Raw genomic sequence first — 16,998 nt, 5'->3', positions numbered from 1 at the left:
TCATCTAACGAACAATCGCCACGCCGGCGCCCCCCTCCTCCTTGTGGGGATGGGTAAGGGGTGGGGGTACTGCACTGAGATTTCAGGACCACGCGCACAGCCGATTTCCGCCTAGTCGAGCCAAACTGCGCTGTCGTCTCAACCGACACCACTTCCCCCACACACACCCTTGCTGCAACCTTTTCCCCGCCCCATCCTTATCGGCACATGCAATCTCCAGGGGCGTCATGAACCGATCGATCACCGAACTCGTGCGCGGCATGCGCGATCACAAGACCGCATTCCTGCCGCTGGCGATCTTCGCCATCGCGGCGGCGGGGATTTCGCTGTTCCTGTCGATCGCCGACGAACTCGACGATGGCGAACTCAACGCCATCGACGAGCGCATCTTCCTGTGGTTCCACACGCCCGGAGGCACGCCGATCGGCCCGGAATGGCTGCAGGAAACGGCGGCCGAGATCACGGCGCTGGGCGGCTATACCGTCATCCTGGTGCTGGTGGCGGCCGTCATCGGCTTCCTCGTCGTCTCGCGCAAATACGGGCCCGCGCTCTATACCTTCCTGTCGATCGGAACCGGAACGCTGGTCGGCCACCTCCTGAAGGAGCTTTATGCGCGGCCGCGGCCCGACCTCGTCGAGCACCTTGTCAACACCCACACGCCGAGCTTCCCGTCCGGCCACGCGATGGTTTCGGCCATCGTCTACCTGACGCTCGGCTCGCTGATCGTCCGCTTCGTCGACAATCTGCGCGTGCGCGTCTACGTCCTCGCCGTCGCGATCTTGCTCACCTTGATGATCGGCGTCTCGCGCGTTTATCTCGGCGTCCACTGGCCGAGCGACGTCGTGGCCGGCTGGGCGATGGGCGCGGCTTGGGCGAGCGCCGCCTGGCTCACCGTCTCGGCCCTGCGCTTCTACCGCGAGCGAAAGCGAGGTCAGGCGGAGGCGCCGGAAAGCTCGTCGAGGATCGGACAGTCGGGCCGCGCATCACCGTGACACGTCCTGACCAGATGCGTCAGCGTCTTCTTCAGGCTCTGTAGCTCGGCGATCTTGTGCTCGATCTGGTCGAGCTTCGTCGCCGCGAGCGCCTTCACGTCGGCGCTCGCCCGGTGGGAATCGCCGTAGAGCGAAAGCAACTGCCGGCATTCCTCGACCGAAAAGCCGAGCCCACGCGCGCGCTGGAGGAATTTCAGCCGGTGGATATCGGCATCCGAATAGTCGCGATAGCCATTGTCGGCCCGCGCCGGGCGCAAAAGGCCGATTTCCTCATAGTAGCGGATCGTCTTGGCCGGCAGGGCCGAGCGGCGGGCGGCGGTTCCGATGTTCATTGCGGCAACTCCTGATCGACCCTCGAGATAGGAGCGCCACGCTAATCCTTCCAGTCGCTGGAAGATCAAGCCACACAATCGCGCTTGCCGCGGCGGCGGATCGTTTGTATGAGATTTCCCATGAACGCGCATTCGCACACGAACAAGTGGTGGTGGACCCGCTAACAGCGGCCATGAGCACTTGCGTGCGCGTTTCAAAGGTTTGGCCGCAACGGAATTCTCCGGGCGGCCTTCGTCTTTTTGGGACCTGCCGATCCGGAACCTGACAGATGAGGGGAAGGACATCATGAGCACCGAGCTTCTGGAGAACGGCGCGGAGCGCTACCGCACCGAGGGCGGCGTCACCGTCACCCGACAGCGCCACGAGACGCCCTATGTCGGCGCGATCGAGACCTATGTCGACGCGCTGAATTCGCGCCGCGGCTGCGTCTTTTCCTCCAATTACGAATATCCGGGCCGCTATACGCGCTGGGACACGGCGATCGTCGATCCGCCGCTGGTCGTGTCGGCGCGTGGCCGCGACATGCGCATCGAGGCGCTGAATGCGCGCGGCGAAAAGCTGCTCGACGGCATCGCGCCTGTCGTTGAAGCGCTCGACGAGGTCACTCAATTCGTCCGCGCCCCCGCGCTCGTCACGCTTACAGTCGCCGAACCGACGCGCGTCTTTGCCGAGGAGGAGCGCTCCCGCGTTCCCACCGTCTTTTCCGTCCTGCGCGTCATCGTCTCGCTGTTCAAATCGCCGGAAGACGCAAATCTCGGCCTCTACGGCGCGTTCGGCTACGATCTCGCCTTCCAGTTCGACCCCGTCGCGCTCAAGCTCGACCGGCCGCAGAGCCAGCGTGACGTCGTCCTCTACCTCCCCGACGAAATCCTCGTCGTCGACCATCATCAGGCCAAGGCCTGGCACGACCGCTACGATTTTTCCGGCGCAGGCTTTTCCACCGAGGGCCTGCCGCGCGGCGGTGCCGAGGCGCTCTTCAAGCCGGCCGACACCGTCCCGCCGCGCTCCGACCACGAGCCCGGCGAATATGCCGGCCTCGTCACCCGCGCCAAGGAAAGCTTCCGGCGCGGCGATTTGTTCGAGGTCGTGCCGGGCCAGATGTTCATGGAGCGCTGCGTCTCCAAGCCCTCGGAGATCAGCCGCAAGCTCAAGGCGATCAACCCGTCGCCCTATTCCTTCTTCATCAATCTGGGCGAAAACGAATATCTGATCGGCGCTTCGCCGGAGATGTTCGTGCGCGTCTCGGGCCGCCGCGTCGAGACCTGCCCCATCTCGGGCACGATCAAGCGCGGCGAGGACGCGATCGCGGATTCCGAACAGATCCTGAAGCTGCTCAACTCCAAGAAGGATGAGTCCGAGCTCACCATGTGCTCGGACGTCGATCGCAACGACAAGAGCCGTGTGTGCGAACCCGGCTCCGTGCGCGTCATCGGCCGGCGCCAGATCGAGATGTATTCGCGCCTCATCCACACGGTCGACCACATCGAGGGCCGCCTGCGCGAAGGCATGGACGCGTTCGACGCGTTCCTCTCCCACGCCTGGGCCGTCACCGTCACCGGCGCGCCGAAGCTGTGGGCCATGCGCTTCCTCGAAGCCAACGAGAAGAGCCCGCGCGCCTGGTATGGCGGCGCCATCGGCATGGTGCATTTCAACGGCGACATGAACACCGGCCTCACGCTGCGGACCATCCGCATCAAGGACGGCATCGCCGAGGTCCGCGCCGGCGCGACATTGCTCAACGATTCCGACCCGGCCGAGGAAGAGGCCGAGACCGAACTCAAGGCCTCCGCCATGCTGGCCGCGATCCGCGAGGCATCGCTCGGCAATTCCGCCGCCGCCCAGCGCGAAAGCGCCAAGGTGGGCGAGGGGGTCTCGATTCTGCTGGTCGACCATGAGGACAGCTTCGTCCACACGCTGGCGAACTATTTCCGCCAGACCGGCGCGACGGTCGCCACCGTCCGCTCGCCGGTGCCGGAAGAAGTCTTCGACCGCGTCGATCCCGACCTCGTCGTCCTCTCGCCCGGTCCCGGCATGCCGTCGGATTTCGACTGCAAGGCGACGATCAGGAAGGCACGCGCCCGCGACCTGCCGATCTTCGGCGTCTGCCTCGGGCTGCAGGCACTCGCCGAGGCGTATGGCGGCGAATTGCGCCAATTGCACGAGCCGATGCACGGCAAGCCGTCGCGCATCCGCGTGACCAAGCCCGGCATCGTCTTTTCCGGCCTGCCGAAGGAAGTCACCGTCGGCCGCTACCACTCGATCTTCGCCGATCCGGTGCGCCTGCCGCCCGAATTTCTCGTCACCGCCGAGACCGAGGACGGCGTCATCATGGCGCTGGAGCACAAGTCCGAGCCGATCGCCGCCGTGCAGTTCCACCCCGAATCCATCATGACGCTCGGCCAGAATGCCGGCATGCGGATGATCGAAAACGTCGTCGCGCATCTGCCGCGCAAGGTGAAGACGAAAGCGGCTTAGGGACGATATCGTGACGTTCGCAATCCTTCGCGCCCCCCTCTGTCCTGCCGGACATCTCCCCCGCGAGGGGGGAGATCAGCTAGTCGCAAAGGTTGGCGCGCGTGATCTCCCCACCTGCGGGGGAGATGCCCGGCAGGGCAGAGGGGGGCAACGTCGAGGGCTGTCCTGTCAATCTGCGTCATGACCCCCAAACAAAAAATCCGCCGCCTCGCGGCCTGGTCGATCGTCGTCGCCTTCGCCGTCATGGGCCTGAAATTCGTCGCCTGGTGGCTCACCGGCTCCGTCGCGCTCTACTCCGACGCGCTCGAATCCATCGTCAACGTCATCGCCGCCTTCGCCGCCTTCTGGGCCATCTCCGTCAGCCACAAGCCGGCCGACCGCGACCATCAATACGGCCACCACAAGGCCGAATACTTTTCCGCCGTGCTCGAAGGCGTGCTGATCGTCGTCGCCGCGCTCTTGATCCTCGCCGAGGTCTGGCGTGCCTGGCAGAATCCGGTGCCGCTCGATGCGCCTAGCCTCGGACTTGCCATCAATGCGGCTGCCGCCGGCGTCAACGGGTTCTGGGCATGGCTTCTCATCCGCAACGGCCGCGAGCACCGCTCGCCGGCGCTGGCGGCCGACGGTCACCACATCCTGACCGACGTCGTCACCTCGCTCGGTGTCCTGATCGGCCTGCTCGCCGCGATCGCCACCGGCTGGTGGATGCTCGATCCGCTGCTCGCGCTCGTCGTCGCGCTCAACATCCTGTGGCAGGGCTGGAAGGTCATCGCCTCCTCGCTGGACGGCTTGATGGACCGGGCCGTCGACCATGAGAACCACCTGCGCATCCGCGACCTGATCTCGGCCAATTCCCAAGGGGCGCTCGAAATCCACGACCTCAAGACCCGCATCGCGGGCCGCGCCACCTTCATCGAGTTCCACATGGTCGTCGATGCGGGCATGTCGGTCGGCGACAGCCATTTGATCTGCGACCGGATCGAGGCGGCACTCGAAAACGAAATCCCCTCGGTCCGTGTCGTCATCCATGTCGAGCCGGACCACGAGGCGAAGCTTCCGCCCGGCACCGCTGCGGTGCCCTTCGCCTGAACGGCGCCGTCGCGACCGCGCCCCGATCACGTCACATTTCCCCCTATTTCAACCTGTGACACAAACAACACACACGTCGGCCGGACTCGTTTTCGCCGCAATTCGTCCCGGCAGGCGCCACACTTCGTTTCCATTCAAGAGGCTATTGGTCGTCTCGGCGGCCGGTCCGTCTTCAAGAATTCAGTGATGGGTAACAATTCATGTGTGTGTCTCGACGTCGCTTCCTCTTTCAGGCCGCTTCCCTCGGCGCGGTCGCGCCGCTGGTCCTTTCGGGCTGCATGTCCTCGACCAGCGCCATCGAGGCGGTGAAGCCCGGTCCTGATCCCTATTTCCTCGCCATGTACGGCCCGCAGCCGAACGAGCGCTTTCCGCTTCCGGCCATCGACATCTCGAATGTCGAGGAGCGCTTCTTCCGCCAGCAGGTTCGCTATCACCGTTCCGAGCGCGCCGGCACCATCGTCGTCGACACGCAGAACCGCTTCCTCTACCTCGTCCAGGAAGGCGGGATGGCGATGCGCTACGGCATCGGCGTCGGCCGTGCCGGCCTCGAATTCGAGGGTGAGGCCCGTGTCGCCCGTAAGGCGCAGTGGCCGACCTGGACCCCGACTGCCGCGATGATCGAGCGCGAACCCGGCCGCAACGCCCAGTGGGCCGGCGGCATGCCCCCCGGCCTCGAAAACCCGCTCGGGCCGCGCGCGCTCTACCTGTTCGAGGGTGGCCGCGACACGCTCTACCGCATCCACGGAACGTCGGAGCCGTGGTCGATCGGCCTCGCGGTTTCCTCGGGTTGCATCCGTCTGTTCAACCAGGACATCATCGATCTCTACGCCCGCGTCGCGATCGATACGCCCGTCCTGGTGCTCCAGAACGAGCCGTTGATGTTCCCGCAGCGCGAAGTCCCCGAGTCCATCCGCCGCCAGCTCGAAATCCCGCAGCGGCAGGATCAGAACCCGATGATCGAAATCTGATCGGCGCGGCCTGGCGCCTCCGTCAGGCCGCCTTCTTCAGCTTCGCCCGGTCATGCGGCCGGGCGAAGTCGAGTTCCGGCCCCTTGGGCACGATCCGCGTCGGATTGATCGTTTCGTGGCTGCCGTAATAGTGGCTCTTGATGTGGTGCATGTTCACCGTCTCCGCCACGCCCGGAACCTGATAAAGCTCGCGCAAATAGTTGGAAAGGTTGGCGTAGTCCTCGATACGGCGCTCGTTGCACTTGAAGTGCGAATAGTAGACCGCATCGAAGCGCACCAGCGTCGTGAACAGCCGCCAGTCGGCTTCGGTCAACACGTTTCCGGCGATGTAGCGCTGGCGTGAGAGCCGCGCTTCCATCTCGTCCAGCGCCGCGAAGAGATCGTCGAACGCCTCCTCATACGCCTCCTGCTTCGTGGCGAAGCCGGCCTTGTAGACGCCGTTGTTGATCGCGTCGTAGACGCGCGCGTTCACCGCATCGATCTCGCCGCGCAACTCTTCGGGATAAAAATCGAGCCGTCCGTCGCCCCATTCGTCGAAGGCGGAGTTCAGCATGCGGATGATCTCCGCGCTCTCGTTGGAGACGATCGTCTCTTCCTTCTTGTCCCATAGGACCGGCACCGTCACGCGTCCCGAGTAGTTCGGGTCGGCCTTGGTGTAGATCTGGTGCAGGAAGTCGTGCCCATAGAGATCGTCGCCGGTCGCCGCCTCGTCCGTCAGAAAAGTCCAGCCGTTCTCACCCATGAAATGGTGGACGACGGAGACCGAGATCACGTCCTCGAGCTTCTTCAACTTGCGAAAGATCAGCGTCCGATGCGCCCAGGGGCAGGCGAGCGAGACGTAGAGATGGTAGCGGCCGGGCTCGGCCTTGAAGCCGCGCGTGCGCCCTTCAGCCGGTTCGCCATCGACCGTCACCCAGTCGCGCCACTGCGACTGCGACCGCTCGAAGCGCCCGCCCGTCTTGGACGTGTCGTACCACTTGTCCTGCCATTTGCCGTCGACCAGAAGTCCCATGCGTATCTCCTCTTGTTGACCAAGAGTTAGGGCAGGGGGCGGGCGGTGCCAAACTTTGCGCATTGAACAGATCGTCAATACCTGCCTTGGCGTCATCCCGGAAGCCGCCTCGGCGCGAAGCGACGGGCGGCTATCCGGGAACCATTCCGTGATCGTCGACCGCACGGAATGGTTCCCGGCTCTCGCCTCGCTTTGCTCGGACTTCGGCCGGGATGACGCTTCCGCTCACCCCAAATCCCGATAGACGCCCCTCCATTCTCATGCTAGCAGCGAATCTCCGGGGGAAATCCATGCCGACCATCCGCATCGAGCGACGACGAAAGAGCACCCGCGCGTAAGCGCGGACGATGGCTGACGCCATTCCGCCCTGCCTTTCCCAACGCCGATCCGGAAATCCCGCCATGACCCTTGCCGACGTCGCCTACGCGCCGGAACTGCCATCCCACGACGCTGAAATCGAAGAGATCAACGCCGAAGCGTTCGGCCCCGGCCGCTTCACCCGCGCCGCCCACAAGATCCGCGAAGGCGGGCCGCACGTGCGCGACCTCTCCTTCGTCGCCACCGAAAACGGCCACGTCATCGCCTCGGTGCGCCTGACGCCGATCGCGGTCGGCGAAGGCCGCGCCATGCTCCTCGGCCCGCTCGCCGTACGCCCGTCTTGGAAGAATCTCGGCATCGGCCGCAAGCTCATGGCGATGGCTGCCGACGCAGCGAAGTCCAGGGGCGCCCGCGCCATCGTCCTCGTCGGCGACGCGCCCTATTACGGCCCGCTCGGCTATGTCCCGGTCAAGCCGGGAACGATGACCATGCCCTGGCCGGTCGACCCGGCGCGGCTTCTGGTGCTGGAACTGGTGCCGGGAGGGGCGGCTTCGCTACATGGCGCGATCAGCCATGCGGATGTGGCTGGGGCTTAGAAGATCCTGACCGTTACGGCAGACCCCCACTCCGGTCCTTCGGACCACCTCTCCCCCTCAAAAGGGGAGAGGAACTCGCTGCCGCGATGTAAGCGCTTTTCCAGCTTGGTTTCCTCTCCCCTTTTGAGGGGGAGAGGTGGTCCGCAGGACCGGAGTGGGGGTCTGCCGCACCCTCTCTTCCATCCCGCGTAAGGAGAGGACACCAGCCTGGAAATGCGCCGCCGTCACGGCAGCCATTTCCTCTCCCCTTTTGAGGGGGAGAGGTGGCGCGCGAAGCGCGACGGAGTGGGGGTCTGCCGCTAGTTTTCCGGATCAGGCAGCCCTAAGCCGCCTGCTCCATGAACACATATTCCCACACATGCCCGTCCAGATCCTGGAACGAACACCCATACATGAAGCCCATGTCCATCACCGGCTTCCACGGCTTGGCGCCGGCCTTCAGTGCCTTGGCGAGAATGTCGTCCACCTCCTGCCGGCTGTCGGCCGAAAGCGCCGTCAGCACCTCCGTCACCTTGTGACCGTCGGCCATCTCGCCATTGATGAAGCCCTTGAACTTCTCATGGGTGAGCAGCATCACGAAGATGTTGTCGGCGACCACCATGCAGGCAGCCGTGTCGTCGGAGAACTCCTCGTTGAACGTATAGCCGAGCGCAGAGAAGAAGGCGCGGCTGGCGGCGAGGTCCTTGATCGGCAGATTGACGAAGATCATGCGCATGGAAAAGCTCCCTGATTGATGTCTGCGCATAGGACGGCCGGTCACACCCGATCCCGACAGCGGACATCTGAAAAATTCAGCGCCCCTCGCGATACCAGGTCGCGCCGAAGGCGAAGAGCAGCAGCGCCAGTCCGAAGAAGCCGGCGAAGAGCGGCACGCGCGAGACCGAGCGCAGCACGCTGTCATTCGTCGTCTGCAACCCGACCCAGCCGCGCCCGTCCGCATCCGCGCCGGGGCGGATCGGCACGATGTTCGGCAAATCGAGCGCGCCGGTCATCCCGGCCTCGATGCGCCGCACCGTGCCGCCGCTGGCATCGGCCACCGGCTGCAGCTTTTCCGTCGTCGACACCGTGTCGGTGAATTCCGGCGCGTTGACCGGCCCGACATGGGCCAGCGTTTCCAGGTCGCCATTGGCGATCCTGTAGAGCCCGATCTCGTCGGTCTCAACCGTCCCGTCGAACGTGCCCGGCGCACCGGCCGTCAGCGGCACGGTCAGCGTCTCGCCCGAAGGCGTCGTCACGCTCGCCTCGCCGGCCTCGTCCTCCATCGTCTGGCGTTCGATCTCGAGCGTCATGCCGCGCGCATTCGCCGTCAGCCGTTCCTCTTCGAGTTCGGGCTCCTTCATCAGCCAGTGCGCCATGCGGCGATAGAGCGAGACATGCGGGCCGCCGCCCTCGAAGCCGCGCGCCCACAGCCAGCCATGGTCGGACAAAAGCATGCCGACGCGGCCTTCGCCTTGCCGGTCGAGCAGCAGCAGCGGCATGTCGTCCGCGCCCTGCATCACCACCTCGCCCTGCGGCCGCTCGATGCCGATCTGGCGGAACCAGCGGCTCCATTGCGGCGGCTCCTGGCCCGAGCCTTCGAGCCCGCGCGTCACCGGATGGCGCTCGCCGGTTTCCGTCAGGCGCGGGAAGAACGCCTGTTCCACCACCTCGCCAGTCGGCATCGCCGGTAGCGCCGCCATCAGCGGTGTGCGCGAGATCGACTGGTTGCCGGCATATTCCGGCCCCGCCGCGATCAGCAGCGCGCCGCCATTCTCCACATATTCGGCGATGTAGTCGTAATAGAGGATCGGCAGCACGTCGCGGTGCTGGTAGCGGTCGAAGATGATCAGGTCGAAATCGTTGATCCGGTCGACGAACAATTCGCGCGTCGGAAACGCGATCAGCGAGAGTTCGTTGATCGGCGTGCCGTCCTGCTTTTCGGGCGGGCGCAGGATGGTGAAGTGGACGAGGTCCACCGCCGCATCGGATTTCAAAAGGTTGCGCCAAGTCCGCTCGCCGGCATGCGGTTCGCCGGATACGAGCAGCACGCGCAGATTCTCGCGGATGCCGTCGAGGATCGCGATGGTCTGGTTGTTGGTCGCCGTCAGTTCGCCTTCGGCCACCGGGAATTCCAATTCGACGATGTTGCGCCCGGCATTGGGGATGACGATGTCGACCTCGGTCTCCTCGCCGATCACTGCCGTCTGGCGCACCACATGCTCGCCATTGACGCGCACGGTCACCTCGACCGGCCCGCTCGCGCCGTCGGTCGACAGCACCCGGTAGCTCATGGTCACCGGCCGGTCGACGATACCGAAGCGCGGCGCGCGCTCGAAGCGGATGCGCCGGTCGAACTCGTCCTCCTCGCCGGTCACCAGCGCATGGAGCGGACCGGAAAAGCCAGGGCTCTCCGGCACGTCGTGCACCTGTCCGTCGGTGATCATGATCGCACCGCCGACGCGCGAGGGCGCGACGTCGCGCAGCGCCGAATCCAGCGCGCCGAAGAGCCGCGTCTGCGTGCGGTCGTCGGCGGCGTCCGCCTGGCCGGTCTCGACCACGCGCACGTCGTACTGGTCGAACCGCGCCAGCCGCGCCTGCATCTCCTCCAGCGCCCGGTCGGTGGTCGCCCGCCGGTCGCCGATCTCCTGGCTCTGGCTGCGGTCCACGACGAGCGCGACGACGCTCTTCAGCGGCTCGCGCTCCTCGTCCAGCAGGACCGGATTGATCAGCGCCAGCGCCAACGCCGCCATCGCCGCCAGCCGCACCCAGGCGCCCCGCTGCCGGGCGAACAGTCCCCAGGCGACGAGCGCTGCGACGGGCAACAGCAGCGCGGCGAGCCACGGCCAGGCGAGGAGGGGCTCGAAGGCGAGGGACCAGTTCATGGGCGGTTACCGTCGCGAAGCACCCCCACTCCGTCCCTTCGGGCCACCTCTCCCCCTGCCCGGGGGAGAGGAAGCCAAGCTGGAAAAACGCCGACGATGCGGCAGCGCATTTCCTCTCCCCCGGGAAGGGGGAGAGGTGGCCGCCGAAGGCGGACGGAGTGGGGGTGCTTGCGCTGCGTCATGCGTCAGCGCCGCCCATCACCATCTCCCAAGCCCCCGCAATTCCCAGCGGCACGTGCGTCGCGGCCATGATCAGCCCGCCATCCTCCAGATGCGCCGCCATCAGCCCCGCGAATTGCCGTTCCGAACGCGCGTCGAGCCCCGCCGTCGGCTCGTCCAGCAGCCAGACCGGGCGATAGCTTACCAGCAGGCGCGCGATCGACGCCCGGCGCTTCTGGCCGGTCGAAAGATAGCCGAAGGGGAGGTGGCCGATGTCGGGCAGGCCGACCATGTCCAGGGCCTCGTCGATTTCCAAATGCGGCTCGCCCTCGAAGTCGCGCCAGAATTTGAGGTTTTCCTCGACGGTGAGCGCCGTCTTCATCGCGTTCTGGTGGCCGAGATAATGCCCCGAGGACGCGATCGTCTCCTCGCCGGCGCCTTCGAGCGAAACACTTCCCGCCGACGGCGCGAGAAGCCCGGCGACGACGCGCAGGAGGGTCGATTTGCCCGAGCCGTTCTCGCCGGTGACGACAAGCGCCTCGCCGGCCGAAATCGCGAAGTCGAGCGGGCCGAACACGTGTTCGCCGGCCCGTTCGCCGCTCAGCCCTGTTGCCACGAGCCGCATGGCGGACCCCCTGCCAAATATCTATCTTTGCGGCGAATTTTGCCCCGCCGCTCTCTAGAACTCTTCTACGAAATTCTCTATAGAACCGGCAACCACGCCAGCGGTCGGCGTGCAGATCATTTTGGCCGAACCAGCATGCGCGCCGCCTTGAACGGCCCGGTTGCGAGGTGACGGACAGCGGAAATGACCGTACCCGCACCTTTGCGCGTGATGCACACTGGCGTTCGTCCCCCATCGGCACCGACAGTTAGGGAACGCACGTGTCAAAATCTCTCGACAGCTTCAATTGCCGCCGTACGCTCGACGTGCAGGGCACGCAATACACCTACTACAACCTGATCGAAGCCGAGAATAACGGCCTTAAGGGCGTTTCCAAGCTGCCCTATTCGATGAAGGTGCTGCTCGAAAACCTGCTGCGCAACGAGGACGGCCGCACCGTCACGAAGGAAGCGATCCAGGCCGTCGCCGAGTGGCTGAACGACAAGGGCACGGCCGGCGTCGAGATCGCCTATCGCCCGGCGCGCGTCCTGATGCAGGACTTCACCGGCGTTCCGGCCGTCGTTGACCTCGCCGCGATGCGCGATGCGATGGTCGCGCTCGGCGGCGACCCGGAGAAGATCAACCCGCTCGTCCCCGTCGACCTCGTCATCGACCACTCGGTCATCGTCGACGAGTTCGGCACGCCGATGGCGTTTGCCCGCAATGTCGAGCTCGAATACCAGCGCAACGAAGAGCGCTACAAGTTCCTGAAGTGGGGCCAGCAGGCGTTCGACAATTTCCGCGTCGTGCCGCCCGGCACCGGCATCTGCCACCAGGTCAATCTCGAATATCTCGGCCAGACGGTCTGGACGAAGGAAGAGGACGGCGAGACCATCGCCTATCCCGACACCTGCGTCGGCACCGACAGCCACACGACCATGATCAACGGCCTCGGCGTTCTCGGCTGGGGCGTGGGCGGTATCGAGGCCGAGGCCGCGATGCTCGGCCAGCCCGTCTCGATGCTCCTGCCGGAAGTCATCGGCTTCAAGCTGACCGGCAAGCTCAGGGAAGGCGTCACCGCGACCGACCTCGTGCTCACCGTCGTGCAGATGCTGCGCAAGAAGGGCGTCGTCGGCAAGTTCGTCGAATTCTACGGTTCCGGCCTCGACAACATGACGCTCGCCGACCGTGCGACGATCGGAAACATGGGCCCCGAATATGGCGCCACCTGCGGCTTCTTCCCGGTCGACGGCGAGACGGTCAACTACCTGACCATGTCTGGCCGCGACGAGCACCGCATCGCGCTGGTCGAGGCCTATTCGAAGGCGCAGGGCATGTGGCGCGACGGCGACGGCTCCGACCTCGTCTTCACCGACACGCTCGAACTCGACATGGGCACCGTCGTCCCGTCGATGGCCGGCCCGAAGCGCCCCGAGGGCCGCGTCGCGCTGGAAGGCATCGCCTCCGGCTTCGCCGAGGCGCTCGGCGGCGAATACAAGAAGACCGTCGACACCGACCGCCGCTACGCGGTCGAGGGCGAGGAATACGAGATCGGCCATGGCGACGTCGCCATCGCGGCGATCACGTCCTGCACCAACACCTCCAACCCGTCGGTGCTGATCGCCGCCGGCCTTCTGGCGCGCAACGCCAACCGGCTCGGCCTGAAGCAGAAGCCGTGGGTCAAGACCTCGCTCGCGCCGGGCTCCCAGGTCGTCGCCGAATATCTCGAGCGCGCCGGCCTTCAGACCGAACTCGACCAGATCGGCTTCAACCTCGTCGGCTTCGGCTGCACGACCTGCATCGGAAATTCCGGTCCGCTGCCGGCGCCGATTTCCAAGACGATCAACGAGAAGGGCCTCATCGCCGCGGCCGTCCTGTCGGGCAACCGCAATTTCGAGGGCCGCGTCTCGCCGGACGTGCAGGCGAACTACCTCGCCTCGCCGCCGCTCGTCGTCGCCTATGCGCTCGCCGGCACGGTCACCAAGGACCTGACGTCGGAGCCGCTCGGCCAGGACAAGGACGGCAAGGACGTGTTCCTGAAGGACATCTGGCCGACCTCGGCGGAGATCCAGGACTTCATCGCGCGGAACGTCACCCGCGAACTCTTCGCGTCGAAATATGCCGACGTCTTCAAGGGCGACGAGAACTGGCAGAAGGTGCAGGCGCCGTCGGGCCAGACCTACACTTGGGACGACGATTCGACCTACGTGCAGAACCCGCCCTATTTCGAGGGCATGGGGAAGAAGGCAGGTGGCTCGATCGCCCCGATCGCCGGAGCGCGCGTGCTCGGCCTCTTCGGCGACAAGATCACCACCGACCACATCTCGCCGGCCGGTTCGATCAAGGCGGCGTCGCCTGCGGGCGCTTACCTTACCGAGCATGGCGTCGGCGTCGCCGACTTCAACCAGTACGGTACGCGCCGCGGCAATCATGAAGTGATGATGCGCGGCACCTTCGCCAACATCCGCATCCGCAACCACATGCTGGGCGAGAACGGGCGCGAGGGCGGCTACACGATCCACTATCCCTCGAAGGAGGAGATGTCGATCTACGACGCGGCCATGCAGTACAAGGCCGAGGGCGTGCCGCTCGTCGTCTTCGCCGGCATCGAATACGGCAACGGCTCCTCGCGCGACTGGGCGGCCAAGGGCACCAACCTGCTCGGCGTGCGCGCCGTCATCGCCCAGTCCTTCGAGCGCATCCACCGCTCCAACCTCGTCGGCATGGGCGTCATCCCGTTCTGCCTCGAGGACGGCACGAGCTGGAAGGACCTGAACCTGAAGGGCGACGAGACCGTCACCATCGAGGGGCTCGACCAGATCAAGCCGCGCCAGCTCATGACCGCGAAGATCACCTATGCGGATGGTTCCGTGAAGGACGTTCCGGTCTGGTGCCGCATCGATACGCTCGACGAGCTCGACTACTTCAAGAATGGCGGCATCCTGCACTACGTGCTGCGCGATCTCGCCGCCTGACCATCCGCGCGACCATCAAGCTCGCGTGATCGAAACCGGGGCCTCGCGCCCCGGTTTTTTCGTTGCGCGCGCCAAAACGCCGAGAACACACGAAAAACGGTGTCATTTGACGTCGTTTGGCGCAAAACTTTCACCGCAACGTGACTTTCCGTTGACCTTCGCGCGGGCCTAACCTTATCCCTCAAGGGCGGTGCCATGTCGGCTCGACCGCTCGCAACCGGAACGATCATGGGCAAGCGACGCGCATTCGGGCTCATCGCCTTTGCGATAGCCAGCCTTGGAGCATTTGCGGCATCGGCTACGCCGGATGTCGAACGGCCCGTCGCCGTCGTCGAGCTTTTCACCAGCCAGGGATGCAATTCCTGCCCGAACGCCGATTCGCTGCTGGGCGAACTGGCGGAGCGGGGCGACGTCGTCGCGCTCGCCTTCCATGTCGATTATTGGGACTATCTGGGCTGGAAGGACACGCTCGCCCGGCCGGAGAACACCGAACGCCAGCGTGACTATTCGCGCATGTTCGGCAACCGTTCGGTCTATACGCCCCAGATCGTGGTCAATGGCTCGATCGACGTGAAGGGCTCGAAGCCCGCTCGGGTGGAATCGGCTTTGCGTCGGGCACAGATGGGCCACTCGCTGCCGGTCGACGTCGATCTCGCCTTCGATGACGACAGCCTTTTGATCGGGATCGGGGACGGGAAGGTGGCGGCCGAGGCCGCGATCGTCATCGTCTATTTCGACGAACGGGCGGAGGTCGCGATCACGCAGGGCAAGAATCGCGGCCAGACGCACAGCTACGTCCACCCGGTTCGCGCCTATCACGCGGCGGGCATGTGGCAGGGCGAGAGCCAGGAATTGCGGATGCCCCTGCACGAGGTGCAGAAGAAGAGCAGCGGCGGCGTGGCCGTGCTCGTGCAGGAGATCAACGCCAACGGGCTGCCGGGAACGATCCGCGGCGCGGCGATGATCCATCATCAGCGGGGCTCCTGACCCGACCGCGACTGCATTGATTTTCAGAGGTTGATTTCCGGGGATTGTTGACCGGAGTTGGTTCGATCCGACGTCGGCCCCGTGGGCGGGGGGCTTGGGGTTACGGAAACCGGGTCGGACCGAACCGTCTCAGGCAACGGCTGCAGACTGTCCCCGGATTGGGGCCGCAAATGGGATTAATTGTGGCGAAATTATGCCCTGTCATCACCAATTCGGACAGACTGTCCCGCGTCGTGAAAGCAGTGTGACTGCCGGGCAACAGTACATTTGGCCTTGCAATCTCCAGCCGCCCGCGCGACCCTTCCTCGTCGCGAAACTGTCACGAGGAGGTTCGCCGATGACCGATGGCGGATTTGGCGGAGGCATCGATTCCTCCGCAATACTCATCCCGCTTCATGAGGCCCGCCGCGAGCGCATGGAGCTTCCCGTCACCTTCCACCGTCTCGAACTCGACCTGATCCTGCGTCTCTACAGCCGCATGGTCGCCGCCGGCGAATGGCGGGACTATGCCATCGACCATCTCAAGGACAAGGCGCTGTTCTCGGTCTTTCGGCGAACGAGCGAAGTTCCGCTCTTCCAGATCGTGAAGACGCCGGCTCTGGCGCGCAAGCAGGGTGCGTTCTCGGTCGTGGCCGCGAACGGAGCCATCCTGAAACGCGGACACGAACTGCCACGCGTCCTGAACGTCTTCGATTCCAAGCTGAAGCTCGTCGGCGCCTGAGGCGCGCGACGAACTCACGCACACGGGCGTGATCATGCGGCGATTGCACGGCCGACCGCCGCGGTTTATCTGGAAGCGATGAGCGAAACGAGCGCCCCTCAAGCCAGATTGACCGATATCGCCAATCCGACGCGGTTCATTGGCATCGTCGACCGCCTGCTTCCGTGGATCTACGGACTGGCGGCGGCAACGCTGGCCGTCGGCCTCGTCCTGAGCTTTTCCGCGCCGGAGGACTACCAGCAGGGCATCACCGTGCGGATCATGTATATCCACGTGCCCTTCGCGTGGCTTGCCATGATGTGCTATTCGCTGATGGCGGTTTCGGCGCTCGGCACGCTCGTCTGGCGCCATCCGCTGGCCGACGTCGCGCTCAAGGCGGCCGCGCCGCTCGGCGCCGCCTTCACGCTGCTCGCGCTCGCCACCGGCTCGATCTGGGGCAAGCCGATGTGGGGCACGTGGTGGGTCTGGGACGCGCGGCTCACCTCCGTCTTCGTCCTCTTCCTCATGTATCTCGGCATCATCGCGCTGACCCGCGCGCTCGACGATCCGGGACGGTCTGCCAAGGCGGCTGCAATCGTCACGCTGGTCGGCTTCGTCAACATCCCGATCATCAAGTTCTCGGTCGACTGGTGGAACACGCTGCACCAGCCGGCCTCCGTCATCCGCCTCGACGGGCCGACGATCCATTCCTCGATGCTGTGGCCGCTGCTGGTCATGGCGCTCGGCTTCACGGTGCTCTTCCTTGCCTTTCATCTGACCGCGATGCGCACCGAAATCTGGCGCCGCCGGGTCGCCGCCATGCGCCGGCTGGCAGCGCGGCGGGCGGATGCGGAGGTGCGGGTTTGAACGGAATCGGGTTTTTGCGAATGGGGACCCCCACCCTGTATCCCTCCCCACAAGGGGGAGGG

14 protein-coding genes are annotated in these 16,998 nt (G+C 65.2%); 9 read left to right on the top strand and 5 right to left on the bottom strand.

Annotation, left to right across the window (positions count from 1 at the left end):
- Positions 1–227 precede the first annotated feature (227 nt).
- Positions 228–992, top strand: coding sequence for a phosphatase PAP2 family protein (locus tag ALII_RS0111610; RefSeq protein WP_024587481.1), 765 nt, complete (start codon positions 228–230; stop codon positions 990–992).
- Here ALII_RS0111610 and cueR read toward each other — a convergent pair.
- On the bottom strand, positions 932–1,324 hold the full coding sequence (gene cueR / locus ALII_RS0111605; RefSeq protein ID WP_024587480.1) for a Cu(I)-responsive transcriptional regulator: 393 nt from the start codon (positions 1,322–1,324) through the stop codon (positions 932–934). The two genes, ALII_RS0111610 and cueR, sit on opposite strands and share 61 nt — an antisense overlap.
- Before the next feature lie 286 nt (positions 1,325–1,610).
- On the opposite strand from cueR, the gene ALII_RS0111600 reads away from it, so the two are divergent.
- The 3 genes from ALII_RS0111600 to ALII_RS0111590 all read left to right on the top strand — a co-directional run bounded on the left by ALII_RS0111600 (position 1,611) and on the right by ALII_RS0111590 (position 5,857).
- Positions 1,611–3,800 carry an anthranilate synthase gene (locus ALII_RS0111600; RefSeq protein WP_024587479.1) on the top strand — a complete coding sequence of 730 codons (2,190 nt, stop codon included), beginning with the start codon at positions 1,611–1,613 and terminating at the stop codon, positions 3,798–3,800.
- A 180-nt stretch (positions 3,801–3,980) separates the two neighbouring features.
- On the top strand, positions 3,981–4,889 hold the full coding sequence (locus ALII_RS0111595) for a cation diffusion facilitator family transporter (protein ID WP_024587478.1): 909 nt from the start codon (positions 3,981–3,983) through the stop codon (positions 4,887–4,889).
- 200 nt (positions 4,890–5,089) lie between these two features.
- On the top strand, positions 5,090–5,857 hold the full coding sequence (locus ALII_RS0111590; RefSeq protein WP_024587477.1) for a L,D-transpeptidase: 768 nt from the start codon (positions 5,090–5,092) through the stop codon (positions 5,855–5,857).
- Positions 5,858–5,879: 22 nt separating this feature from the next.
- Here the strand turns inward: ALII_RS0111590 and ALII_RS0111585 are convergent, their stop codons facing one another.
- Positions 5,880–6,869 (bottom strand): glutathione S-transferase family protein, encoded by a 990-nt coding sequence (locus ALII_RS0111585; RefSeq protein WP_024587476.1) that lies wholly within the window; start codon positions 6,867–6,869, stop codon positions 5,880–5,882.
- A gap of 401 nt (positions 6,870–7,270) precedes the next feature.
- Between ALII_RS0111585 and ALII_RS0111575 the strand changes: the two genes are divergently transcribed.
- Positions 7,271–7,783, top strand: coding sequence for an N-acetyltransferase (locus tag ALII_RS0111575; RefSeq protein ID WP_024587474.1), 513 nt, complete (start codon positions 7,271–7,273; stop codon positions 7,781–7,783).
- A 322-nt stretch (positions 7,784–8,105) separates the two neighbouring features.
- Here ALII_RS0111575 and ALII_RS0111570 read toward each other — a convergent pair whose 3' ends face one another.
- From ALII_RS0111570 to ccmA, 3 genes are all read right to left on the bottom strand, one after another.
- Positions 8,106–8,498 (bottom strand): VOC family protein, encoded by a 393-nt coding sequence (locus ALII_RS0111570; protein WP_024587473.1) that lies wholly within the window; start codon positions 8,496–8,498, stop codon positions 8,106–8,108.
- A gap of 76 nt (positions 8,499–8,574) precedes the next feature.
- Positions 8,575–10,644, bottom strand: coding sequence for a membrane protein (locus ALII_RS0111565; protein ID WP_024587472.1), 2,070 nt, complete (start codon positions 10,642–10,644; stop codon positions 8,575–8,577).
- A gap of 178 nt (positions 10,645–10,822) precedes the next feature.
- On the bottom strand, positions 10,823–11,428 hold the full coding sequence (gene ccmA / locus ALII_RS0111560) for a heme ABC exporter ATP-binding protein CcmA (protein ID WP_024587471.1): 606 nt from the start codon (positions 11,426–11,428) through the stop codon (positions 10,823–10,825).
- 260 nt (positions 11,429–11,688) lie between these two features.
- Here ccmA and acnA point away from each other — a divergent pair, with 260 nt between their 5' ends.
- The 4 genes from acnA (at position 11,689) to ALII_RS0111540 (ending at position 16,936) form a co-directional block, all read left to right on the top strand.
- The gene (gene acnA / locus ALII_RS0111555; RefSeq protein ID WP_024587470.1) at positions 11,689–14,382 is read left to right on the top strand and encodes an aconitate hydratase AcnA; all 2,694 of its coding nucleotides are present in this window, start codon (positions 11,689–11,691) and stop codon (positions 14,380–14,382) included.
- A gap of 195 nt (positions 14,383–14,577) precedes the next feature.
- On the top strand, positions 14,578–15,369 hold the full coding sequence (locus ALII_RS0111550) for a DUF1223 domain-containing protein (RefSeq protein ID WP_244437426.1): 792 nt from the start codon (positions 14,578–14,580) through the stop codon (positions 15,367–15,369).
- A gap of 337 nt (positions 15,370–15,706) precedes the next feature.
- On the top strand, positions 15,707–16,090 hold the full coding sequence (locus tag ALII_RS0111545) for a DUF2794 domain-containing protein (protein WP_024587468.1): 384 nt from the start codon (positions 15,707–15,709) through the stop codon (positions 16,088–16,090).
- Positions 16,091–16,168: 78 nt separating this feature from the next.
- Positions 16,169–16,936, top strand: coding sequence for a heme ABC transporter permease (locus ALII_RS0111540; protein WP_024587467.1), 768 nt, complete (start codon positions 16,169–16,171; stop codon positions 16,934–16,936).
- Positions 16,937–16,998 lie beyond the last annotated feature (62 nt).

Origin of the sequence: Aliihoeflea sp. 2WW, assembly GCF_000497755.1 — a bacterium.
GTDB lineage: Bacteria > Pseudomonadota > Alphaproteobacteria > Rhizobiales > Rhizobiaceae > Aliihoeflea.
The sequence above is the reverse complement of the archived record's forward strand: the minus strand, read 5'-3'. Positions and strand labels throughout refer to the sequence as shown.